Genomic DNA, 22,651 nt, shown 5'->3' with positions numbered 1-22,651 from the left:
GCCCCTCAGACCTCGAGGAGTTCGGCTTCCTTGCGCTTCAGCGCATCGTCGATGGCGTCGACGTTGGTCTTCGTGATGTGCTCGAGCTCCTTCTCGCCGCGAGCCACCTCGTCGTCGCCGACCTCGCCCTTCAGCGCATCGAGGTCGTCTTTGGCCTTGCGACGGATGTTGCGGACCGAGACCTTGGCATCCTCCGCCTTGGAGCGCACGATCTTCACGTACTCCTTGCGGCGCTCCTCGGTCAGCTCGGGGAGCGTCACGCGGATGATGTTGCCGTCGTTCGACGGGTTGGCGCCGAGGTTCGGGGTGTCGCGGATGGCCTGCTCGATGTCGCGCAGCGCGCTCTTGTCGTAGGGCGTCACCACGAGCGTTCGCGCTTCGGGGTTCTGCAGCGAGGCGAGCTGCGACAGCGGCGTGGGCGTGCCGTAGTAGCTCACCATGATCTTCTGGAACATCTGGGGGTTCGCCCGGCCCGTGCGCACGGTCGCGAAGTCGTCTTTCGCGACTTCGACGGCCTTGTGCATGCGTGCGGTGGCATCGGAAAGTACATCCGCGATCACGGGGGCTCCTTTTCGGTTCGCTACTCGGAACAGTCTATCGAGTGGGACGCCGCCACCTATCGGGTCGACACCGGCACGCCGTTGCTGACGACGGTGCCGAGGTCGGAGCCGAGGATCGCGGCCGTGACGTTGCCACTCGGCTGCATGCCGAAGACCTGCATGGGCATGCCGTTGTCCATGCAGAGGCTGAACGCGGTCGAGTCGACGACCTTGAGGCCGCGCTGCAGAGCCTCCTGATAGCTGATCCGATCGATCTTGTGCGCGTCGGGATTGGTGCGCGGGTCGTCGGAGTACACGCCGTCGACACCGTTCTTGGCGACCAGCACCACGTCGGCGCCGATCTCCAGCGCGCGTTGCGCCGCCACCGTGTCGGTCGAGAAGTAGGGCAATCCGGCGCCGGCACCGAAGATGACGACGCGCCCCTTCTCGAGGTGCCGCTCGGCGCGGCGCGGGATGTACGGTTCGGCGACCTGCGTCATCGAGATCGCCGACTGCACGCGCGTCTCGGCGCCGGCCTGCTCGAGGAAGTCCTGCAGCGCGAGCGAGTTCATCACGGTGCCGAGCATGCCCATGTAATCGGCGCGTCCGCGGTCCATGCCACGTTGCGAGAGCTCGGCGCCGCGGAAGAAGTTGCCGCCGCCGACCACGATGGCGACCTCGACGGTTCGCGCGGCATCCGCGATCTCCTTGGCCAGCGCGGCCACCACGTCGGGATTGACGCCGAGCGCCCCCCCACCGAACGCCTCGCCCGAGAGCTTCAACATGACCCTTCGTCTGCGTTCCGTCATCCTCGCCCGTCCCTTCGTGCCCGTGTCAAAACTAGTGCTTCGCCGACCTCGCCGCAGTCGCCGGTGCCGGATGTCACCCCACGACCATGCATGTCGGACGCCTGGCCGCGGCATCCACTCGCGGAATCCACCGCGGAGGTTCCGCGCATGGAAAAGGGAGTCCGGATCGCTCGCGCGAACCGGACTCCCTCATCTCGACCTAGGCGCCGACCTTGAAGCGAGCGAAGTCGCTCACCGTGAGGCCCGCGTCCTCGACGACCTTGCGGACCGAGAGCTTGTTGTCCTTGGCGTAGTCCTGCTCGAGGAGGGCGACCTGCTTGAAGTAGGCTCCGAGGCGCCCCTCGATGATCTTCGGGAGGGCCGCCTCGGGCTTGCCCTCCTCGCGCGAGATCTGCTCGACGATCGCACGCTCCTTCTCGACCGACTCGGCCGGAACGTCGTCGCGGGTGAGGAACTCGGGGTCGGCGAACGAGATGTGCTGCGCGATGCTGCGGGCGGTGTCGGTGTCGTCGCCCGAGTAGCCGAGCACGACACCGACCTGCGGCGGCAGGTCCTTCGACGTCTTGTGCAGGTAGATCGCGAAGTGCTCGCCCTTCACCAGGCGGATGCGGCGAAGCTCGACCTTCTCGCCGAGGATCGCGGCCTCCTCGCTGATCACGTCGGCGACGGTCTTGCCGTCGGCCGGCGCGGCCAGGGCGGCCTCGACGGTCGCGGCGCGAGCCGCCGCGACGCCCGCGAGCACGCGCTCGGCGAGCGCGACGAACTTGTCGCCCTTGGCGACGAAGTCGGTCTCGCACGCGAGCTCGATGAGGGTGGCGGTGCCGTCGCCGTTGTCGACGGCGGCGACGAGGCCCTCGGCGGTGGAGCGGTCGGCGCGCTTGGCGTTGCCCTTCGCGCCCTTCAGGCGGAGGAGCTCGACCGCCTTCTCGAGGTCGCCGTCTGCCTCGACGAGCGCGTTCTTGGTGTCGACCATGCCGGTGCCGAGGCGCTCGCGCAGGGTCTTGACGTCTTCGAGTGTGAAGTTGGCCATGTTGTGGAAGTCTCCTGGACTCGTGGTCGTGTGTGGAGGGGTCTTACTTGGACTCGGCGTCGGCGTCCGCTGCTTCGGTGGTCTCGACGTCGGCTGCTTCGGCGGTCTCGGCGTCCGCTGCTTCGGCGGTCTCGGCGTCGCCCGCGGTGGTCTCCGCAGCGGCGGCGCCCTCGGCGTCGGCCTCGGACTCGGTCGCGGCGACCGCGGTGGCATCCGCCGAAACGGCCTCGACGACCTCTTCGACCTCGGCGGCCTCAGCGGTCGCCTCGTCGACCTTGGCGGTCTCGGCCGAGGACTGCTCGGGGGTCTGCGCCTGGAGGAGCTCCTGCTCCCACTCGGCGAGCGGCTCGACGGCGGAGACGTTGCCTTCGGCCTCGGGCTTCTGGTGGCGCTCGATGAGGCCCTCGGCAGCGGCGTCGGCGATGATGCGGGTGAGCAGGCTCACCGAACGGATCGCGTCGTCGTTGCCCGGGATGGGGTACTGCACCTCATCAGGGTCGCAGTTGGTGTCGAGGATGCCGATGACCGGGATGCCGAGCTTCTTGGCCTCGTCGATCGCGAGGTGCTCCTTCTTGGTGTCGACCACCCAGAGCGCCGACGGGGTCTTCGTCAGGTTGCGGATGCCGCCGAGCGACTTGTGCAACTTGTCGAGCTCGCGCTTCTTGATGAGCAGTTCCTTCTTGGTGAAGCCGCTCGTGGTGCCCTCGAAATCGAGCTCCTCGAGCTCCTTCATGCGCGCGAGGCGCTTGGAGACCGTGGTGAAGTTCGTGAGGAGGCCACCGAGCCAACGCTGGTTGACGAAGGGCTGCCCGACCCGGGTCGCCTGCTCGGCGATGGACTCCTGGGCCTGCTTCTTCGTGCCGACGAAGAGGATGGTGCCGCCGTGGGCGACCGTCTCCTTGACGAAGTCGTACGCCTTGTCGATGTAGGCGAGCGACTGCTGCAGGTCGATGATGTAGATGCCGGAACGCTCGGTGAAGATGAAGCGCTTCATCTTCGGGTTCCAACGGCGGGTCTGGTGCCCGAAGTGCACGCCGCTGTCGAGCAGCTGGCGAATGGTGACGACGGCCATGAGCCGTTCTCCTTCTGTTCTCAGTTGTCGCCCCGACCGGCGGTCGAGAGCCCTGGTGCCCGGCACGGCTCCGCCGCCTCATGCGAGTGGACTGAGTGGAGTCGTCGGCCGAAATGGCACGCGTAGTCGCCCCGGCAGGCCGAGGCGCTCTCGACACTCTACCACCGGCACCGGTCCTCCCCAACCGGGCTGAGGCGTCTCGATCGCACAGGTCGCATGGATGCGGACGACGGATGCCGCGAGCGCGACGAGCATCGACGCATGCTCGCTTCCCGCCCTCCCGTGCCCTCGTCGGGCCGCCGCCGTCGCCTGCTCGTGATCGTGGCCTCGGCCCTGCTGCTCGCCGCTTCCGTCGCGGCCGTGCTGCTCATGCCCGCGGCCGCGAATGCGGGCCCCGCCAGGTCGGTGGTCGCCGAGCCGACGGTGCCGTCGGAACCGTGGGAGTGGCCGGTCGCGCCACCCATCTCCGTGGTCGCGCCGTTCCGGGCGCCGCCCACGCCGTACTCGGCCGGCCATCGCGGCATCGACGTGGCCGCGGCATCCGGTGACCCGGTCGTCGCACCCGCAGCCGGCGTGATTCGGTTCGCGGGGCCGGTGGCGGGGCGGGGTGTCGTGTCGATCGACCACGGCGACGGCGTGTTGAGCGCGATCGAGCCGGTCGAGGCGTCCGTTGTGCCCGGCACGGCGGTGGAGCCCGGCGACGTGGTGGGCACCGTGGCATCCGGCGGGCACTGCGATGGGGTGTGCGTGCACTTCGGCGTCAGGGTCGACGGCGAGTACGTGTCGCCGTTCCTGTTCCTCGGCGGATTGCCGCGCGCGGTGTTGCTACCCCTGGGGCCGTGACTCAGGCGCGCGGATGCGCCGTGCGATAGCTCTGTTTGAGGCGCTCCGCGGACACGTGCGTGTAGATCTGGGTCGTGCCGAGGCTCGCGTGCCCGAGGAACTCCTGCACCGCACGCAGGTCGGCACCTCCGTCGAGCAGGTGGGTGGCCGCGCTGTGGCGCAGCGCGTGCGGCCCGCTGGGTCCGGCGCCCGGGATCGACGAGAGCATCGCCGCGACCTGCCGATGCACGCTGCGCACGCCGAGGCGCCCACCTCGGACACCGACGAACACGGCCTCGGTGGCGGCTCCCCCGGTCTTCCCGCCGTGTTCCGCGGCGGCGGCGATCATCTCGGGGCGAGCGCTCTCGAGATAGCGGTCGAGCGCACGAGCGGCGGGCGCTCCGTACGGCACCACACGCTCCTTCGCGCCCTTGCCGGTGACCCGCACGGTGCGGCGGCGGCGATCCACGTCGGCGAGGTCGAGACCGACGAGCTCCGAGACGCGGAGCGCAGAGGCGTAGAGCAACTCGGCGATGGCCGCATCGCGCACGGCCACGGGGTCGCCCCCGGCTGCTCGGTCGGCGAGGGCCGCGAGTGCGTCGGCAAGCGCCCGTTCCGTGACGACCCGCGGCAGCGTCCGTTGTGCACGGGGTGCCTTGAGCCGCACGCCGGGGTCGGAGGCGATGAGGCCGCGCCGATGGAGCCAGGCCGTCCAGCCGCGTGCCGAGGCCGCGCGGCGGGCGATGCTCGTTCGAGCGAGCCCGCGCTCCGTCGCCGCCCACAGCCAGTCGCGCAGCAGGGCGAGGTCGAGGCCGGCGACCTCATCGATGTGCCGACCCTCCGCGAAGTCGACGAGCTCGACGAGGTCGGCGCGATACGCGGCGACGGTGTGCTCGGAGTAACCGCGCTCGGTGCGTACGTGGCCGAGGTAGTCGTCGACGAGCCGGTCGAGTGTCATCGGTCGCTCACGGGTTCGGTGGCCGCTTGCGTGAGAACCGCTCGAGCCGTTCCTCGGGCGAGAGCCCCTCGAGTTCGGCGAGGAACTCTGCGCCGAAGCTCGTCACGAGCGGGAACGGCCCGACCGGCACCACCGACGTGACGATCGAGTCGTCGTAGACGTGCACGAGCGTGAACGACCGACCGCCGTCGATGCCGACGAGGTCGCCGGGCGGTGCCGAGAGGTCCATCGTGTAGGCGGTCGCGCCCGAGACGCTGACGGGGATGCCGGCGAAGGTGCCGTTCGTGGCGTAGTGGAGGTGCCCGCCGAGGATCATGCGCACATCGCGCCCGCGCACGATGTCGGCGAGCTCGTCCTGGTCGCGGAGCTCGAGCACGTCCATGAGCGAGAGCGGGGTCGCGATGGGCGCGTGGTGCATCGCGATCAAGGTGCCCTCCGGCGCGGGCTCGGCCAGGACGGCGTCGAGCCAGGCGAGCGATGTCGTGTCGAGTGCGCCGTGGTGGTAGCCGGGCACACTCGTGTCGAGCGAGATGAGGCGCAGGCCGTCGAGCTGCACGACGTGGTGCACGGGCTGGTCGGTGCCGGGCTCGTCGAGGAGCTCGGAGCGGAACGCCGCGCGCTCGTCGTGATTGCCCATCACCCAGACGAGTCGGGCGCCGGTCGCCTCGGCGACCGGTTCCAGTGCCAAGCGCACGCGTCGATACGCGTCGGGTTCGCCGAGGTCGGTGACATCGCCGGTGACGACGATCGCGTCGAGAGCTCCGCCGAGCCGGCCGAGTTGGGTCGTCGTGCGTTCGAGCGCCGTCACGGTGTCGGCCACGCCGCCGAGCGGGGCCCCGCCTGCGAGCAGGTGCGTGTCGCTCACATGGGCGATGACATGTCGGGCTGCGGGATATCGTCCGAGCTGCATCCAGGCCTCCTCGCGCTTGAGTCCCCGCCCAGCATAGGGTCGTGCGCGCGATGCATCATGGAGGCATGGCGGGAGTCCTGCTCGATCTCGACGGAGTCGTCTATGTCGGCGACCGGGCGATTCCCGGTGCCGCCGAAACGGTCGCGTGGCTCATGCGCGAGGGCATCCCATACCGCTACGTGACGAACACCACGTCGCGCCCGCGCAGCGCGATCGTCGAGAAGCTGGCGGGCCTGGGCATTACGACGGATCCATCGCAGATCCTCACGCCGGGTGTGGCCGCCGCGGTGTGGTTGCGTCGCAATGAGATCGAGCGGCCCGCCCTGTTCGTTCCGGATGCCACGGCGATCGAGTTCACCGGCATGGAGTCGCTACCCGCCCGCGCCGAGGACGGCGCTGGGGCGGTGATCGTCGGCGACCTCGGAAGCGGGTGGGACTTCGCGACGCTGAACCGCGCGTTCCGCCTGCTCATGGGCGACTCACGCGTGCCGCTCGTCGCCCTCGGGTTGACCCGGTACTGGCGCGCCGACGACGGTCTGCGCCTCGACGCCGGCGCGTACGTCCGCGCGTTGGAGTACGCGAGTGGTCGCGAGGCCGTGGTGCTCGGCAAGCCCGACCCGGCGTTCTACCGCACGGCGGTCGACGAGCTGCGACTCAGGCCCGGCCAGGTCGTGATGGTCGGCGACGACCTCCGCACCGACGTCGAGGGAGCTCAGCGAGCCGGACTCGCGGGGGTGCTCGTGCGCACCGGGAAGTTCACCGAGTCAGATCTCCATGAGGACGTCACACCCGATGCCGTCCTCGACTCGATCGCCGATCTCCCGCGCTGGTGGGCGGAGCGCTGACGCGTCTGCACCCGCCCCGGTGGAGGGGCTTCATCCCTTCCGGCGACGGAGCCAGCCGTCGTCATGGCGCACGGCGACGCCGTGGACTTCGAGCACCCCGAGCACGCCCATCACCTCGCGCACCGACATCCCCGAACGGCGGGCCAGTTCGTCGATGCTGCGCGGAGCCCTGGTGCTCAGGGCATCGCTGACCCGGACCGCCTCGGGACCGAGCCCGTTGGAGGCTGCCGTCGGGTCGGCCGTCGCCGGCTCACCGCGACGGGAGTCGGCCGCTCCCGGCCGGACGTCGCCGCGCGTACGCACCGGCGCTGCTCCCCCGGCCAGCTCGGCCATCTGCTCGACGTCGATGACGCACACGGCATCGAATTCGCGCAGCAGTCGATGGCATCCCGCAGACGCCGGGCTGGTGACCGGGCCGGGTACGGCACCGAGGGGGCGGCCCAGCGCGGCGGCATGCCCGGCCGTGTTGAGGGACCCCGAACGCATGCCGGCCTCGAGCACGACCGTCGCATCGGCCGCGGCTGCAATGAGCCTGTTGCGTTGGAGGAACCTCCATTTCGTGGGCGCCGCCCCGCACGGGAGCTCCGAGACGACCGCTCCCGTGTCGGCGATGCGCGTGAGCAGCGATTCGTGTCCGAGCGGATAGAACCGGTCGACCCCGCCGGCCAGGAACGCCACCGTCACGCCACTGCTCGCGAGTGCGGCGCGATGCGCCATGCCGTCGATGCCGTACGCACCGCCCGAGACGACCGTGAAGCCACGGTCGACGAGGCCCGCGGATGCCTCCATGGTGACGTGCTCGCCGTAGCCGGTCGCAGCACGGGCGCCGACGAGCGCGATCTGTCGCGTGCCACCGTCGAGCGCGTCGGGGCGGCCACGGACCCACAAGCCGAGGGGCGCGTGCGGGCCCAACTCATCGAGCCGGCCCGGCCACGCGGCGTCCCCGGGCACGAGGAACGTCGCACCGACCCTGCCCGCCTGCACGAGCGATCGCGCGAAGGCGGCGTGATCGAGTCGTGGCAACCAACGGTCGAGGCCAGTGCCCGCCTCGCGTTCGTCGATGGTGCCCCCGGCCTCGGCGATCGCGCCCGACAGCATTCCTGCCGTCGCACGCTGCAGGAGGAGCTCTGCCGTGCGGGCCGCGCCGATGGCTGCGATCGCACGCCCGAGCACGCCATCGCCTGGTTCGGCGACGAGGCCGAGGACGGCCCTCGCGAAGGCGTCGAGCTCGGCGGGTGCATCGGTCGAGCCCGCCTCGAAGCCCGCCCCTCGCCTCCGCAGCGCCGCGAACTCGGCGCTCCACTGCTCTGCCGTCTTCTCGATCGCGTTCATTGCGTGACCCCCTTCCGGAACAGCAGCGCGCGGCCGACATGGGCCGCGTCGGGCGTGGGCGCGCCGTCGAGATCGGCAAGGGTCCAGGCGGTTTTCAGGACCCGGTCGTAGCCGCGCATGGTGATGCCTCCGCGCTCGAGGGCGTAGTCGAGGGCCGCCGTGGCCTTGCCACCCGGATGCAGTCGCCCCGCGCCACGGAGCCACGGTCCTGGCATCTCTGCGTTCATCCGCCACGGCGTGCCGCGCAGTCGTTCGCTGGCGACGGCACGTGCCTCGACGACCCTGCGGCGCGCCTCGGCGCTCGTGAGGCCCGGCTGCTCACTGGCCACCCGGAGGGCGGCCGCCGTGATGCGCGGGACGGGGATCTGCAGGTCGATGCGGTCGAGGAGCGGGCCTGAGATGCGGGCGAGGTAGCGCCGGCGCATCACGGGCGTGCACGTGCACGTCGAATCCTTCACGCCGGCGTTGCCGCAGGGGCACGGGTTCGCGGCGATCACGAGTTGGAAGCGAGCCGGGAAGGACGCGACGGCATTCGCCCGGTGGATGGCGATCGATCCCGACTCGAGCGGTTGGCGCAACACGTCGAGCACCGCCGAGGGGAATTCGGGCGCCTCGTCGAGGAAGAGCACGCCGTGCGAGGCGCGCACCGCGGCACCCGGGCGGATGACGCGGCTGCCGCCACCCACCATCGCCGCGGCCGACGCCGTGTGGTGCGGCGCCTCGAAGGGCGGACGGCTCGAGAGGGCGCCACCGAGCGGGAGCCCCGACAGCGACCTGATGGACGCGACCTCGAGCGCAGCGCCCGGGTCGAGATCGGGCAGGATGCCCGGCAGACGCGAGGCGAGCATCGTCTTGCCCGCTCCCGGAGGCCCGAGGAGGAAGAGGTGGTGGCCGCCGGCCGCGGCGGTGAGGAGCGCATCGACCGCCTCGTGGTTGCCCGCGACATCCGCAAGATCCCCGATGGCGGCGGGCCCGTCATCCGATCGCATGAGGGCGGGCACCGGATCCACCGGTCGCTCCTCGAATCGGCCGCCGTGGCGGATCGCGGCCTCGAGGAGCGACGCGACCCCGATCACCTCGACGCCCGGCACGAGCGCGGCCTCGGCCGCGTTCGCCTCGGGCACCATGACGGTGTCGTGTCCGGCACGCACCGCGGCGAGCACCGCGGGCAGGATGCCGTCGATCGGCCGCAGCCGACCGTCGAGGCCCAGCTCGCCGAGGTGCACGACCCTGTCGATGGAATCGACGGAGACCTCTCCGGATGCCGCGAGGCACGCGAGGGCGATGGCCAGGTCGAACCCTGAGCCGTGCTTCGGCAGCGCGGCCGGCGAGAGGTTGATGGTGAGCTTCCGCTGCGGAAGCGGGCACCCCGCGTTCACAGCGGCGGATCGCACGCGCTCGCGCGCCTCGCCGAGCGCCGCATCGGGCAGGCCGATGATCACGAATCCGGGCAGTTGGCTCGACAGGTCGGCCTCGACCTCGACGATCGACCCCGTGAGGCCGAGCAGGGCGACCGAGCGGGTGCGGGCGACCGGCATCAGCTGATCCCCTCGAGATGCTCGATGAGCGCGGGCGCCTCGGTGGGAGCGAGCACGGCGACGGCATCGATGCGGATGCGCCCGACCGCCGCTTCCGTGGCCTCGCACCAGGCGACCGCGAGCCGGCGCAGTCGCGCGAGCTTCACTGGCGTGATCGCCTCGAACGGATGCCCGTAGTCGTGCGACGTGCGCGTCTTCACCTCGATGAAGACCGTGTCCTGACCGTCTTGCGCGACGATGTCGATCTCACCGAGCCGGCACCGCCAGTTGCGGTCGAGCACGGTCATGCCGCGCCCGACCAGGTGATCGACCGCGAGCTGTTCGCCGTGCCGACCGAGTTCCGCGTTGTGCGCCATCCGCACCACCTCCGCGAACAGCGTGTCGCGGTGCACGACCCTGATCGGCCGCCGGTCGCGTCAGCGACGCGAGTCCGCGATCCAACCCCGATGTGGAGGACGGGTGCGGACGGCGTCAACCCCGCGCAGGGTCGTTCATGACACCCCGAAATGCGTCCTCTGGACGCTCGGCTTCTCGATCTCGTCGAGGACTGCCAGTGCGAAGTCGGCGTAGGTGATCCGCGCCCCGGCGTCGGCGTCCGTGCGCTCGTACCGTCCTGCGCTCTCGCCCGTGTGGTCGAAGTCCCCGGCCGGGGAGATCACCACCCAATTGGCGTCCGACTCCTTCAGGACCTCCATCCCCGCCGCGTGCCCCAGGTAGAACGCCCGGTACTCGTTCGGGTAGCCGGGGGTGTCCATCAGCAGTGTGCCGTCCGCGGTCGCCAGCACCGACGCCAGCCCGACACCGACGAGCCGCGCCCCGCCGAGCCCACCGAGGAGGGCCCTCGCCGCCGCCGGGAAGAACTCCCCGGCGGGAACCGACATGTCCGCCGCCGCGTTCACCACGACGTCCTGCCCCGCGGTCAACTCCGCGACCACCTTCACGTCTGTGACGCTCCCCTCCACCGCCCCCTCGATCCTGCGCGGATCCCGCACGACCGAGGTCACCTCGTGCCCGCGCCGTGCGGCCTCCGCCGCGATCGCCCGTCCGGCCCGTCCGCCTGCTCCGAAAACGATGATCTTCGCCATACCCAGAACGCTAGGACAACGCATGGTTCCCTCCCGGATACCTCGCGCAGCGTGATCTCCCCAGGCGACGCAGAGGGCCTGCGGGGCCGGCCACCGCTGGCGATGAGCCGCACCGGGATCGGTCGAGTCGGGGTCGTAGGCTTGGCGACATGAGAGAGTTGTCCGCCGACATGTTCGATGAGCTGTGCCCCTCGACCGTGTCGCCCGTCAAGGTGGGCGACAAGTGGGGGGCGCTGATCATGCGGTGTCTCGAGGGCGGGCCGCGGCGGTTCTCCGAGCTGCAGGTGCCGCTGTCCAGGGTGACGCCGAAGGTGCTCACCCAGTCACTGCGAACGCTGGAACGCGACGGCCTGGTCGAGCGCAGCGTCGACGGACGGCAGGTTACCTATGCCCTGACCTCGCTCGGCAGGAGCCTGCTCGAACCCCTCGCCGCGTTGTGCGCCTGGGCCGAGGAACACTGGGACGAACTGGTCGACGCCCGCGAAAAGGGAACCGTGCACCTCGCGCGCCGGCACAGCTGACTCGAGGTCGGGCATCGGTGCCGCGAGGACGACCGCCTACTCGTCGAGCGCGAGCTCCTTGGGCAGCTCGAACTCGCGGGTCGCGAGCTCCTCGACGTTGACGTCCTTGAAGGTGAGCACGCGCACCGACTTCACGAACCGGTCGGCGCGGTAGACGTCCCAGACCCAGACGTCCTTCATGTTGAGCTCGAAGTAGAAGTCGTGCTCGGTGTCACGACGCACGAGTTCCACCTCGTTCGCGAGGTAGAAGCGACGCTCGGTCTCCACCACGTATTGGAACTGCGACACGATGTCGCGGTACTCGCGGTACAGGGCCAGCTCGACCTCGCGGTCGTAGTCTTCGAACTCGTCCTCATCCATCGGAACTCATCCTACGCCGAGGTCGAAGAGCGTCGGCGCCTCGGCCGGTCGCTCGTGCAGCCAGGTGGCCCGGTGCAGGTGGCTCGGGCCGTGCTCGTCGAGGGCGGCGAAGTGGGCCGGCGTCGAGTAGCCCTTGTTCTCGTTCCATCCGTAGAGGGGCAGGTCGTCGTGGGAGCGGCGCATGCCGCCGTCGCGGTGCACCTTCGCGATGACGGATGCCGCGGCCACCGATGCGCAGTCGCGGTCGGCCTTGATGCGGGTGCTCACCCGCACGCGGCGCTCGATCGAGGCGCTCAGCCAGTCGTAGTTGCCATCGAGGACGAGTGGCGCGTCGGCGGCCACCTCGACGGCGGCGGTGAGTGCCTGGAAGGCGCGCGCGCCCGCGAGGCCGAGGCACGCCATGATGCCGTGCTCGTCGATCTCCGCGGCTGATGCCTCGCCCACGGCCCATGCGTTGACCCATGACGCCGCGCGAGGCGCCATGGCCTCACGCTTCGGCTCGGGCATGAGCTTGGAGTCGCGCAGCCCCGCCGGCATGCGACGCACGTTCGCATCGATGAGCACGATCCCGACGGTGACCGGGCCCGCGAGCGCCCCACGGCCGACCTCGTCGCATGCGAGCACCACCGGCGCACCCGAGCCGAACAGCTCGCGCTCGAGCTTCAACGACGGAATCGGGACGGGTGGTGTCACGGTCAGCCCGTTCCCTCGTCGACGCCCACGAACGTCTCGGGGTAGTTGCCGAGCCACATCCAGTGGTCGATGGGCCAGCTCACCACGAAAGCGCGGCCGACGACGTTCTCGAGCGGCACGAACCCCTCGAGCGGCGTCTCGCCGTTGTACCGGGAGTCCTTGGAGTTGTAGCGGTTGTCGCCCATGACCCACAGCGAGTCGTCGGGCACCACCTGGTCGAAGTCGTCGCGCGAGACCTTGGTCTCGCCGGGCGGCAACGCGACGTACGGTTCGTCGATCGGCACACCGTTGACGCTGAGCTGACCGAGCGCGTTGCAGCACACGACATGGTCGCCCGAGAGTCCGATGACCCGCTTCACGAGGTGGTCGTTCGAATCGGGCGCCGAGAGGCCCACGAACGCGAGGAACCAGTCGACCGCGGCGATGAGCGGCGGCTGTTGCGTCTCGGCGCGGGCGGGGAGCCATCCGCCCGGATCCTTGAAGACGACGACGTCGCCTCGCGACACGGGTGTGACCTCGGGAACCAGCTGGTTCACGATGATGCGGTCATCTTGGACGAGCGTCTGCTCCATCGACTGCGATGGGATGAAGAACGACCGGATGAGGAATGTCTTGATGAGGAACGAGACCATCACCGCCACCAGGAAGATGACGAGCAGGTCTCGGAGGAAGAGCAGCGTGCTCTTCTTCCGGCGTGCCGACGCCGAGCCCGCGCGGTCCATCCGCGTGGTGCTTGATTCTTCTGTCATTTAACCGCCCGAGCTCCCCACCCAGTGTAAGGGTGGGGAGCTCGTGACGATGACGCGGCCGCTCGCGACGCGCGGCGGATGCGCCTGAGAATCAGCTCTCGCGCTTCTCCTTGATCTTGGCCTTCTTGCCGCGGAGCTTGCGCAGGTAGTAGAGCTTCGCGCGACGAACGTCACCGCGGGTGACGATCTCGATGTGATCGATGACCGGGGAGTGCACCGGGAACTTGCGCTCGACGCCGACCTGGAAGCTGACCTTGCGGACCGTGAAGGTCTCGCGCACGCCCTCGCCCGAGCGGCCGATGACGACGCCCTGGAAGACCTGGATGCGCGAGCGCGTGCCTTCGACGATGTTGACGTGCACCTTGACGGTGTCGCCGGGGCGGAAGTCGGGGATGTCCGACCTCAGGCTCGCGGCGTCGACGTGGTCGAGGATGTGCATGATGGTTCGCTCTCTGCGCCCGCCACCGGTCGAACGCGGATCATTGATGGAAGTGTCTGGTGCCGCCTGCGCGATCGCTCGCACTGTGCGTGCTCCCCGGAGGCAGAGCCATGCGGCGGCACAATCGTCTATTGTGCCATGCCGCGGCCCGGCGCACCAAAGCGCCGACGACTCCGGGCGGCGGATGCCCCGTCGCGACGCCTGCGGTCACTCCTCGCGGTCGGTGCGCTGCGAGCGCTCCGAGCGCTCCTCGATGACGATGATCTCCTCGTCGCGCCGGCTGAAGGGGCGGGACGCGGCATCCGGCCCGGTGCTCTGACCGGTCTGCTGTGCCGCGAGGCGCTCGAACTCGGCCATGGTGGCCTGCACGCGCTTGGCACCGTCGGTGACGAGCTGCCACACCGACGACCAGAAGGCGGCCATCGCGAGGAGGATGGCCATGACGCCGAAGAACGCGCCGGTGTCGCCGTAGAAGCCGATGCCGATGATGGCGGCGTGCAGGGCCCCGACGACGCCGACGTCGAGCCACGAGGCGGCGTGCTCGGCGCGCACGGTGGGGCGGATCCTGACGAGCAGGGCGATCGCACCGAGGGTGATGAACGCGATCGGCACCGTGACGACGAGGCCGAGGGTGCCCCATCCTCCCTGTCCGAACGCGATCCAGCCGATGCCGAGCCAGATCGGCAGCACGACGGCCGCGGCGATCAGCCACCAGAGGAATCCGCGCCGGATGAGCATGGCCACAGCGTAACCCGGGCATCCTTCGCCCGGGCCGGGTGTTCACTCAGGGCGGAGCCGACAGAATGGAGGCGGAGAGGATGAGCGTGATCGAACTGAGGACCCCCGCCGAGATCGAGGAGATGCGGCCCGCGGGCCGCTTCGTGGCGAGCGTGCTGGAGGCGACGTCGAAAGCCGCGGCCGTCGGCGTGAACCTGCTCGAGCTCGACGCGCTCGCGCACGAGATGATCCGCAAGGCGGGCGCCGAGAGCTGCTACATCGACTACCACCCGTCGTTCGGCGCGAGCCCGTTCGGCAAGGTCCTCTGCACCTCGGTGAACGACGCCGTGCTGCACGGGCTCCCCCACGACTACAGGCTGCGTGACGGTGACCTGCTGAGCCTCGACTTCGCCGCGTCGGTGGACGGCTGGGTGACCGACTCGGCGATCTCGGTCGTCGTCGGCACGCCGAGGCCCGAAGACCTCCGGCTCATCGACACCACCGAACGCGCCCTGGCCGCGGGCATCGCGGCGGCTCGTGCCGGCAACCGCATCGGCGACATCTCGCGCGCGATCGCCGATGTCGCGAAGGCCGAGGGCTACTCGATCAACACCGACTTCGGCGGCCACGGCGTCGGGCGCACCATGCACGGCGACCCGCACATCCCGAACAACGGCCGCCCCGGTCGGGGCCTGCCGCTCAAGCCCGGACTCGTGGTCGCGATCGAGCCGTGGTTCCTCGAGACCACCGACCGGATCTTCACCGATGCCGACGGCTGGACGCTGCGCAGCGCCGACGGGTCCCGTGGAGCGCACTCCGAGCACACCATCGCGGTCACCGAGGGCGACGCGATCGTGCTCACGCAGCGCGGCTGAGCGCGTCGGCTTCGGCGTATCGATCGAGCACGAGTTCGACGAGCCCGGCGGGCGGCGGGGCATCCGGCCGCAGCAGCGGCTCGGTGGTGACGGTCGCGCCCGCGGCCACCGCGAGGTCGTGGAAGTAGCCGGGCGCGAGCAGGTAGCTGGCGGCGACGACGCGGGAGACCGGATGCGTCGCTCGGGTGCGCGCGATCGCGTCGGCCAGCGCGGGGCGCGCCGCCGAGAGGAAGCCCACCGCGACGGGACGCCCGAGGCGGCGTGCGAGCCTCCGCGCCACATCGCGGCAGTCCGCGACCGCGCGTGCGTCGCTCGACCCGGCCGCGGCGAGCACGACGCGGTCGTCGTCGCGAAGCCCTGCCTCGCGCAACCGCTCGCCGAGGACGTCCACGAGTCGGTCATCGGGTCCGAGGGCCCCGCCGAGGGTGACGGCACCGGATGCCCCGGCCACGTCCCGCGCGAGGTCCACGTGCACGTGGTACCCCGCCGACAACAGGAGCGGCACGATCACGGCGTCGTGCTCCGCGCGGATCGAATCCAGCACGGATGCCACGTCGGGCTGCTGCACGTCGACGAACGCGTCCGCCACCACGAGGTCGGGCGCCGCGTGCCGTACCCCGTCCACGAGTGCCGCGACGGCCCGCTGCCCCTCGGCGGAGGACGTGCCGTGCGAGGCCGCGACGAGCGCGGGCGGCCGGGTCATCCGTCGAGCTCCACCTCGATCATGCCGCCGACCACGCGCGTGCGATAGGTGCGCAGCGCGAGCGTCCCGTCACTGAAGCATTCGCCGGTGCCGAGGTCGTAGACCTCCTTGTGCAGGGGCGACGCGATCGTGGGGCGGTCGCCGCGCGAACCGACGATGCCCCGCGCCATGACGGGTGCACCGGTGTGCGGATCGTGGTGGTCGACGGCGTACACCTCCTCGCCGGCGAACCGCACGAGTGCGACCTGGCGGGTGCCGAGCAGGGCGGCCTCGCCCCAGCCCGGCTCGAGATCGTCGACTCGGCAGGTGCGCTCCCAGGTGGTCGTCAGCTCCATCGTCGGCGTCATTCCGGCTCCTCTCGTCGTCGTGGGTGCGACGCTACGTGCCGTCTGTTACCGCGGGTGGCGGTCTCGTGTTTCCCCGAGGTGAAACCGTGCTCACATCGCCCGAGGGCGGCCGTGCGGTCGAGGGTGCACGAGGTTACGTCGCCGTAACAGCGCCGAAACGGCCCGGTCCTACGCTCGCTGCAACCGAGCCCCCGGAGGCAGCCATGACCGAGACCACCCACGCCGTGCCCGGCGTGCGCGACGTCGTCATCGTCGGCGGCGGGCCCGCGGCGCACCGACTCGCCGACAGCCTGCACGCCCGCGACACCGAACGCCGGCTCCGCGTCACCGTCGTCGGCGAGGAGGTGCACGAACCCTACGACCGCGTCGCGCTCAGTACGAGGCTTGCGGATGCCGCGGCCGACCTCACCCTCCAGCCCTCCTCGATGTGGGCCGACGGGCACATCCGGCTCATCACCGCCGAGCGCGTCGTCGACATCGACCGGGATGCCCGCACCGCGACCACCTCGGCCGGCCGTGCGCTGCACTGGGACGACCTGGTGCTCGCCACCGGGTCGAGCGCCCCCGTCCCCGACATCCCGGGCCACGAGCACGCCCGCGTCTACCGCACGATCGACGACGTCGACGCGCTCGTCGCCGAGACCCGCGAACTCGCCGAACGGCACGGCCGGCCCGCGCAGGTCGTCGTCGCGGGAGGCGGGCTCCTCGGCCTCGAGGCGGCCGGCGGGCTGGCGAAGCTCGACGCCCACGCGGCGGTGGTGCACTCCGGCGGCTGGCTCATGTCGGCCCAGCTCGACGAGGGCGCCGGGCGCGCGCTCGGTCGCATCATCGCGGGGCAGGGCATCGGCCTCCACCTCGGCGCGCGTCCGGCCGAGGTCGTCGTCGAGGATGACGCGGTCGTGGCCGTCCAGCTCACGAACGGCCGCCTCATCGCCTGCGACCTCATCGTCTTCGCCATCGGCATCACCCCGCGCGACGAGCTCGCGCGGGGCCTCGGGCTCGAGCTCGGGCCGCGTGGCGGCGTCGCGATCGACACGTCGTGCGCGACATCCGCCCCGCACATCTGGGCCATCGGCGAGGTCGCGAGCTTCGAGGGCCGCTGCACGGGCCTCGTCGCGCCGGCCAACGCCATGGCGGAGGTCGTCGCCGACCGCCTCCTCGGCGGCGCGGCGGAGTTCACGACCGTCGACGACGCGACGAAGCTGAAGCTCTCGGGCGTCGACGTGGCGAGCTTCGGCGACGCCCTCGCGCGCACCGAGCAGGCGCTCGAGATCGTGTACGCCGACCCGGCCCGCGGCCTCTACCAGAAGCTCGTCGTGACCGACGACGCGAAAACCCTGCTCGGCGGCATCTTCGTGGGCGACGCGTCGCCGTACGCGTCGCTGCGGCCGCTCCTCGGCACGCAGCTGTCGGCCGAGCCGGCGGCGTACCTCTCGGCGTCGAGCATGGAGGCTCCCGCAGGCGACGAACTTCCCGCCGCGGCGCTGGTGTGCGCGTGCAACAACGTGGCGGCGGGCACGATCCGCGACGCCGTCAACGGGCAGCACGAGGCCCACGAGGAGGGCTGCACCGACCTCGGAGCGCTGAAGGCGTGCACGCGCGCCGGCACCCAGTGCGGCTCCTGCGTGCCGCTCGTGAAGAAGCTGCTCGAGTCCGAACTGAAGAAGGCGGGCGTCACGCCGTCGCGTGCCCTCTGCGAGCACTTCGCCATCTCCCGGCAGGAGCTGTTCGAGTCGATCCGCGTGCTCGAGCTGGCGTCGTTCGACGACATCATCGCGCGACTCGGCACCGGCCGCGGCTGCGACGTCTGCAAGCCCGTCATCGGGTCGATCCTCGCCACCCAGCAGGGTTCGTACATCCTCGACGGCGGCCGCGGCGGCCTTCAGGACACCAACGACCGCGCCATGGCGAACATGCAGAAGGACGGTACCTACTCGGTCGTCCCCCGTATCCCGGCGGGCGAGATCACACCGCAGAAGCTGGCGGTCATCGCGCAGGTCGCCACCGACTTCGGCCTCTACACGAAGATCACGGGCGGCCAGCGCATCGACCTGTTCGGCGCCCGCCTCGACCAGCTTCCCGAGATCTGGCGGCGCCTCGTCGACGCCGGCTTCGAGTCGGGGCAGGCATACGGCAAGTCGCTCCGCAATGTGAAGAGCTGCGTCGGCTCCACGTGGTGCCGGTACGGCGTGCAGGATTCGGTCGCGATGGCCGTGCAGCTCGAGTTGCGCTACCGCGGCCTGCGTTCGCCGCACAAGCTGAAGTTCGGCGTCTCGGGCTGCGCACGGGAGTGCGCCGAGGCCCGCGGCAAAGACGTCGGGGTCATCGCGACCGAGCAGGGTTGGAACCTCTACGTCGGCGGCAACGGCGGCTTCCAGCCGGCCCACGCGCAGCTCCTCGCGAGCGACCTCGACGACGAGACCCTCCTGCGCTACATCGACCGCTACCTGATGTACTACATCCGCACGGCCGATCGCCTGCAGCGCACCGCCCGCTGGATGGAGGACCTCGAGGGCGGCCTCGACCACGTGCGCGACGTCGTGGTGCACGACTCGCTCGGCCTCGCCGACGAGCTCGAGCAGGCCGTGGCGCGGCACGTCGACTCCTACGAGGACGAGTGGGCCGCGACCCTCGCCGACCCCGACCGCCTTCGCCGCTTCCGCTCGTTCGTGAATGCGCCGAACGCGCCCGACCCGTCGATCGCGCGGGTGCCCGACCAGCGCGGGCAGTTCCGGCCCGCCACACCCGAGGAACGCGCTCGAGGCGAGGCGGTGCTCGTCGCCGGGCCGTCGATCCCCGTCCGGGGAGCGGACGCGTGACGGGCGGGATGTCCCCTGGCGGGGCCACCCGGGGCCGAGTGACCCTGGTCGGCGGCGGGCCTGGCCGCGAGGACCTCCTGACCGTCGCGGCCGTGCGCGCGCTCGCGGGGGCCGACGTCGTGCTCTACGACCGCCTCGCCCCCCACGAGCGCCTGGCCGAGCTCGCGCCGGGCGCCGAGCTCGTCGACGTCGGCAAGCGCCCCGGCCACCATGCCGTGCCCCAGTCCGACATCGAGGCGCTCCTCGTCGAGCACGCCCTCGCCGGCCGGCACGTCGTGCGCCTGAAGGGCGGCGACCCGTACGTGCTCGGCCGCGGCAGCGAGGAGGTGCTCGCCTGCCACGCCGTGGGCGTGCCCGTCGAGGTGATCCCCGGCGTCACGAGCGCGGTCGCCGTGCCCGGAGCCGCCGGCATCCCCCTCACGCACCGCGGTGTGAGCCACCTGTTCACCGTCGTGTCGGGCCATGCCCCGCTCACCGACGACGAGCTCGCGCACCTCGCGGGACTCGGCGGCACCATCGTCGTGCTCATGGGCGTGAACTCGCTCCCGCAGCTCGCCGCAGGGCTCGCCCGCCACGGCATGCGCGCCGACATGCCCGTCGCCATCGTGGAGCGAGGATTCAGCGCCGGCCAGCGCACGACGGTCGGCGACCTCGCCGGCATCGTCGTCGCCGCCGGTCGCGCCCGCGTCTCCTCGCCCGCCGTGGTGGTGGTCGGCGAGGTCGTGCGGCTCGCGCACGACGGCGACGCGAGCGCCGCCGACCTGATGACGCGCGCCGCAGGGTTCGCGGCGGTGACGTCATGACCGACACCCTGGAGTGCCCGCCCGGTTTCCGCCCCGACCAGCTCGAGGGCTTCCGCATCGGGGTCACGAGCGACCGGAGGTCGGCCGACCTCATCGATGCGCTGGCACGGCGCGGCGCGCAGGTGCTGCATGCACCCACGCTGCGCATGGCCAACGCGGTCTCCGACGACCCCGTGATCGCCGACACGCGAACGATCATCGAGGCCCGGCCCGACGTGCTCCTCGCGACGACCGCGTACGGCGTGCGTCGGTGGTTCGAGGTGGCGGATGCCGCGGGGCTCGGCGAGGACCTCGTCGACGCGCTCGCCGACACCGCGATCCTCGTGCGCGGGCCGAAGGCCCGCGGAGGCATCCGTGCCGCCGGCCTCAATGACGTCGGCATGAGCGCGGAGGAGACGACCGAGTCGCTCATCGACGAGGTGCTCGTGAAGTACCCGCCCGGCCTCACCGTCGCGGTGCAGCTGCACGGCTTCCTGAACCCGTGGCAGCTCGACCGCCTCCATGAGGCCCACGCGCGCGTCCTCACCGTCGAGCCCTACCGCTGGATCGAGACCGACGACACCGACGACCGAGTCGATCGGCTGATCGACGCCGTCTGCTCCGGCGGCCTCGACGCCATCACGTTCACGAGCGCCCCGGCGGTGCACGCGCTGTTCAGCGCCGCCGAGGCGCGCGGCCGATACGACGACCTCATCGACGCCATGTGCGGTCCGGTGGTCGCTGCTGCCGTCGGTCCCGTGACGGCCGCACCGCTGCTCGCAGCCGGCATCGAGCCCATCCAGCCCGAGCGCTACCGCATGGGCGCGCTGATCCGGCTCGTGTGCGAGCACCTGGAGTCGACCCGCATCATCCGCCTCGAGACCCGGCACGGACCGCTCGCGCTGCGTGGCTCGGTCGTCGACGTCGTCGACCGGCGGGTCGCACTCGCCCCGGTGGCCCTCACGATCCTTCGCACGCTCGTGCAGGCTCGTGGCTCCGTGGTCGGACGCGACCGGCTCGCGGCCGCGCTGCCCGGGACCACCGATCAGCACGCCCTCGAGGTGGCGCTGAGTCGCCTCCGACAGACGCTCGGGGTGCCCGGGCTCATCGCGACGGTCGTGAAGCGCGGCTACCGGATCGATGTCTGACCTCGACCTCACACGGCGCACCCTCCCGGGTGAGCAGGTGGAGACGCAGGGTTTACCACCGGCACGATCCGCCGAAACACCGGCCGCATAGCGTCGGCAGCACGATCTCCACCCGTGACCGACCCCCGGAGGCAACGATGACCGACACCACGAGCACCGCTCCCCCGCACCTCGCACCCACCGCCGTCGAGCCCGCCGCGCCGGCCCTCGCCACGCGGCCCGGCCGATGGATCGACAACTGGAACCCCGAGGACCATGTCCAGTGGGAAGGGCAGGGCCGCACCATCGCGCGCCGGAACCTCCGCTGGTCGATCTTCGCGGAGTTCCTCGGCTTCGTCGTATGGCAGCTGTGGTCGATCGTGGTCGTGTCGCTGCCTGCGGCCGGCTTCACCTTCGACACGGGCCAGATCTTCTGGCTCATCTCGATCCCCGCCCTGGTGGGAGCCACCCTCCGCATCCCGTACACCTTCATGGTGCCGCGCTTCGGCGGCCGCAACTGGACCATCGTCTCGGCGGGCCTACTGCTCATCCCCGCGATCAGCCTCGGAATCGTGGTCTCGAACCCCGACACGCCGTTCCCCGTGATGCTCGCGATCGCGGCCCTCGCCGGATTCGGCGGCGGGAACTTCGCGAGCTCGATGGCGAACATCACCTTCTTCTACCCGCAGCGGGAGAAGGGCTGGGCGCTCGGCCTCAACGCCGCCGGCGGCAATCTCGGCGCCTCGGTGGCGCAGTTCGTGGTGCCCATCGTGATCACGGTCGGCGCGGCGGCGACCCTGAACCTCCCGCTCGCCGGCTGGGTGTGGATCCCGTTCATCCTGCTCGCGATGTTCGGCGCCTACCGGTACATGGACAACCTGTCGAGCGCGAAGGCCGACGTCGCCGCGTCCCTCGCAGCGCTGCGCGAGCCGCACCTCTGGGTCCTCGCGGTGCTCTACATCGGCACCTTCGGCTCGTTCATCGGGTTCGCAGGTGTCTTCCCGAAGCTCATCGCCGACCAGTTCCCCGACTTCTCCACGTTCGCCGTCGGCTCGGCGTCGATCTCGCTCGCCTTCATGGGCGCACTCGTCGGGTCGCTCGCGCGGCCGTTCGGTGGGAAGCTGTCCGACCGCTTCGGCGGTGCGGCCATCACGATCGCCTCCTTCGCGGTGATGGCGCTCGGTGCCCTCGCGGTCATCTGGACGCTCCCCGTCGGCAACTTCTGGCTGTTCCTCGGCCTGTTCCTCCTGCTCTTCACCGCCTCCGGCGTGGGGAACGGCTCGACCTACCGCATGATCCCGACGGTCTTCGCCCTGAAGGCGGGCGCGACCGATGCGCACCGCACTGCCGGCGACATCAGCTCCCAGCGCAAGGCGGCCGCCGCCCTCGGCATCATCTCGGCGATCGGCGCGTACGGCGGCTTCGCCATCCCGCAGCTGCTCGGGCTCTCGAAGACCACGTTCGGCGACTACACGACGGGTCTCGGCTGGTTCGTCTGGGCGTATGCCGGGATGCTCGTGCTCACCGCGGTCGTCTACGTGTTCGGCGCCCGTCGCGCCGGAACGCGGATCTGAGGAGC

25 protein-coding genes are annotated in these 22,651 nt (G+C 70.9%); 8 read left to right on the top strand and 17 right to left on the bottom strand.

The annotated features are described in order from the left end of the window. Positions 1-5: 5 nt before the first annotated feature. From frr to rpsB, 4 genes are all read right to left on the bottom strand, one after another. Complete coding sequence (gene frr / locus AB0K73_RS05430) at positions 6-560, bottom strand: ribosome recycling factor (protein WP_360511414.1); 555 nt, start codon at positions 558-560, stop codon at positions 6-8. 56 nt (positions 561-616) lie between these two features. Further along, positions 617-1,348 (bottom strand): UMP kinase, encoded by a 732-nt coding sequence (gene pyrH / locus AB0K73_RS05425; protein ID WP_360511412.1) that lies wholly within the window; start codon positions 1,346-1,348, stop codon positions 617-619. A gap of 199 nt (positions 1,349-1,547) precedes the next feature. After that, entirely contained in the window at positions 1,548-2,378 is an 831-nt protein-coding gene (tsf, locus tag AB0K73_RS05420; RefSeq protein WP_360511410.1) for a translation elongation factor Ts, read from the bottom strand. A 43-nt stretch (positions 2,379-2,421) separates the two neighbouring features. Then, positions 2,422-3,450 (bottom strand): 30S ribosomal protein S2, encoded by a 1,029-nt coding sequence (rpsB, locus tag AB0K73_RS05415; protein WP_360511408.1) that lies wholly within the window; start codon positions 3,448-3,450, stop codon positions 2,422-2,424. A 261-nt stretch (positions 3,451-3,711) separates the two neighbouring features. Between rpsB and AB0K73_RS05410 the strand changes: the two genes are divergently transcribed. Next, on the top strand, positions 3,712-4,293 hold the full coding sequence (locus AB0K73_RS05410) for a M23 family metallopeptidase (protein WP_360511406.1): 582 nt from the start codon (positions 3,712-3,714) through the stop codon (positions 4,291-4,293). A 1-nt stretch (position 4,294) separates the two neighbouring features. On the opposite strand, the gene AB0K73_RS05405 is transcribed toward AB0K73_RS05410, so the two are convergent. Both AB0K73_RS05405 and AB0K73_RS05400 read right to left on the bottom strand, forming a co-directional pair. Continuing rightward, a complete protein-coding gene (locus AB0K73_RS05405; RefSeq protein ID WP_360511404.1) occupies positions 4,295-5,230 on the bottom strand; it encodes a tyrosine recombinase XerC in 936 nt (311 codons plus the stop codon). A 7-nt stretch (positions 5,231-5,237) separates the two neighbouring features. Next, entirely contained in the window at positions 5,238-6,140 is a 903-nt protein-coding gene (locus tag AB0K73_RS05400) for a phosphodiesterase (protein WP_360511402.1), read from the bottom strand. A gap of 65 nt (positions 6,141-6,205) precedes the next feature. On the opposite strand from AB0K73_RS05400, the gene AB0K73_RS05395 reads away from it, so the two are divergent. Beyond that, entirely contained in the window at positions 6,206-6,985 is a 780-nt protein-coding gene (locus tag AB0K73_RS05395) for a TIGR01458 family HAD-type hydrolase (RefSeq protein ID WP_360511400.1), read from the top strand. Positions 6,986-7,015: 30 nt separating this feature from the next. Here the strand turns inward: AB0K73_RS05395 and dprA are convergent, their stop codons facing one another. The 4 genes from dprA to AB0K73_RS05375 form a co-directional block, all read right to left on the bottom strand. Then, the gene (gene dprA / locus AB0K73_RS05390) at positions 7,016-8,317 is read right to left on the bottom strand and encodes a DNA-processing protein DprA (RefSeq protein WP_360511398.1); all 1,302 of its coding nucleotides are present in this window, start codon (positions 8,315-8,317) and stop codon (positions 7,016-7,018) included. Continuing rightward, positions 8,314-9,855 carry a YifB family Mg chelatase-like AAA ATPase gene (locus AB0K73_RS05385; protein WP_360511396.1) on the bottom strand — a complete coding sequence of 514 codons (1,542 nt, stop codon included), beginning with the start codon at positions 9,853-9,855 and terminating at the stop codon, positions 8,314-8,316. The genes dprA and AB0K73_RS05385 overlap by 4 nt, the downstream gene beginning before the upstream one ends. Beyond that, positions 9,855-10,211 (bottom strand): YraN family protein, encoded by a 357-nt coding sequence (locus AB0K73_RS05380; RefSeq protein ID WP_360511394.1) that lies wholly within the window; start codon positions 10,209-10,211, stop codon positions 9,855-9,857. Before AB0K73_RS05380 ends, AB0K73_RS05385 begins: the two co-directional genes overlap by 1 nt. Positions 10,212-10,346: 135 nt before the next feature. Further along, the gene (locus AB0K73_RS05375) at positions 10,347-10,940 is read right to left on the bottom strand and encodes an NAD(P)H-binding protein (protein WP_360511392.1); all 594 of its coding nucleotides are present in this window, start codon (positions 10,938-10,940) and stop codon (positions 10,347-10,349) included. 149 nt (positions 10,941-11,089) lie between these two features. On the opposite strand from AB0K73_RS05375, the gene AB0K73_RS05370 reads away from it, so the two are divergent. Next, positions 11,090-11,461, top strand: a complete 372-nt coding sequence (locus tag AB0K73_RS05370; RefSeq protein WP_364774945.1) for a helix-turn-helix domain-containing protein — start codon at positions 11,090-11,092, stop codon at positions 11,459-11,461. Between the two features lie 36 nt (positions 11,462-11,497). Here AB0K73_RS05370 and AB0K73_RS05365 read toward each other — a convergent pair whose 3' ends face one another. From AB0K73_RS05365 to AB0K73_RS05345, 5 genes are all read right to left on the bottom strand, one after another. Next, complete coding sequence (locus AB0K73_RS05365; protein ID WP_130352672.1) at positions 11,498-11,821, bottom strand: DUF2469 family protein; 324 nt, start codon at positions 11,819-11,821, stop codon at positions 11,498-11,500. 6 nt (positions 11,822-11,827) lie between these two features. Continuing rightward, positions 11,828-12,514: a ribonuclease HII gene (locus AB0K73_RS05360; protein ID WP_360511388.1), complete on the bottom strand. Its 687-nt coding sequence runs from the start codon at positions 12,512-12,514 to the stop codon at positions 11,828-11,830. 2 nt (positions 12,515-12,516) lie between these two features. Next, positions 12,517-13,236 carry a signal peptidase I gene (lepB, locus tag AB0K73_RS05355; protein WP_360511386.1) on the bottom strand — a complete coding sequence of 240 codons (720 nt, stop codon included), beginning with the start codon at positions 13,234-13,236 and terminating at the stop codon, positions 12,517-12,519. 118 nt (positions 13,237-13,354) lie between these two features. Beyond that, complete coding sequence (gene rplS / locus AB0K73_RS05350) at positions 13,355-13,702, bottom strand: 50S ribosomal protein L19 (RefSeq protein WP_360511384.1); 348 nt, start codon at positions 13,700-13,702, stop codon at positions 13,355-13,357. Positions 13,703-13,909: 207 nt separating this feature from the next. Then, positions 13,910-14,440 (bottom strand): hypothetical protein, encoded by a 531-nt coding sequence (locus tag AB0K73_RS05345; RefSeq protein ID WP_360511382.1) that lies wholly within the window; start codon positions 14,438-14,440, stop codon positions 13,910-13,912. 86 nt (positions 14,441-14,526) lie between these two features. Between AB0K73_RS05345 and map the strand changes: the two genes are divergently transcribed. Then, complete coding sequence (gene map, locus AB0K73_RS05340; protein ID WP_360512279.1) at positions 14,527-15,294, top strand: type I methionyl aminopeptidase; 768 nt, start codon at positions 14,527-14,529, stop codon at positions 15,292-15,294. Here the strand turns inward: map and AB0K73_RS05335 are convergent. Together AB0K73_RS05335 and nirD are read right to left on the bottom strand one after the other, a co-directional pair. Continuing rightward, positions 15,278-15,997: a CbiX/SirB N-terminal domain-containing protein gene (locus tag AB0K73_RS05335; protein ID WP_360511380.1), complete on the bottom strand. Its 720-nt coding sequence runs from the start codon at positions 15,995-15,997 to the stop codon at positions 15,278-15,280. The two genes, map and AB0K73_RS05335, sit on opposite strands and share 17 nt — an antisense overlap. Continuing rightward, positions 15,994-16,344, bottom strand: coding sequence for a nitrite reductase small subunit NirD (nirD, locus tag AB0K73_RS05330; RefSeq protein ID WP_360511378.1), 351 nt, complete (start codon positions 16,342-16,344; stop codon positions 15,994-15,996). Before nirD ends, AB0K73_RS05335 begins: the two co-directional genes overlap by 4 nt. Positions 16,345-16,547: 203 nt before the next feature. Here nirD and nirB point away from each other — a divergent pair, with 203 nt between their 5' ends. From nirB to AB0K73_RS05310, 4 genes are all read left to right on the top strand, one after another. After that, positions 16,548-19,163 carry a nitrite reductase large subunit NirB gene (gene nirB, locus AB0K73_RS05325; protein ID WP_360511376.1) on the top strand — a complete coding sequence of 872 codons (2,616 nt, stop codon included), beginning with the start codon at positions 16,548-16,550 and terminating at the stop codon, positions 19,161-19,163. A gap of 8 nt (positions 19,164-19,171) precedes the next feature. Continuing rightward, positions 19,172-19,966, top strand: coding sequence for a uroporphyrinogen-III C-methyltransferase (gene cobA, locus AB0K73_RS05320; protein ID WP_360512277.1), 795 nt, complete (start codon positions 19,172-19,174; stop codon positions 19,964-19,966). Then, positions 19,963-21,093: a uroporphyrinogen-III synthase gene (locus AB0K73_RS05315; RefSeq protein WP_360511374.1), complete on the top strand. Its 1,131-nt coding sequence runs from the start codon at positions 19,963-19,965 to the stop codon at positions 21,091-21,093. Before cobA ends, AB0K73_RS05315 begins: the two co-directional genes overlap by 4 nt. Before the next feature lie 137 nt (positions 21,094-21,230). Continuing rightward, the gene (locus AB0K73_RS05310; RefSeq protein WP_360511372.1) at positions 21,231-22,646 is read left to right on the top strand and encodes an MFS transporter; all 1,416 of its coding nucleotides are present in this window, start codon (positions 21,231-21,233) and stop codon (positions 22,644-22,646) included. Positions 22,647-22,651: the final 5 nt, after the last annotated feature.

The organism is Agromyces sp. NPDC052230 (assembly GCF_040679595.1).
Lineage (GTDB): Bacteria > Actinomycetota > Actinomycetes > Actinomycetales > Microbacteriaceae > Agromyces.
Note: the sequence above shows the minus strand (reverse complement) of the source record. Positions and strands in the feature narration are given on the sequence as shown.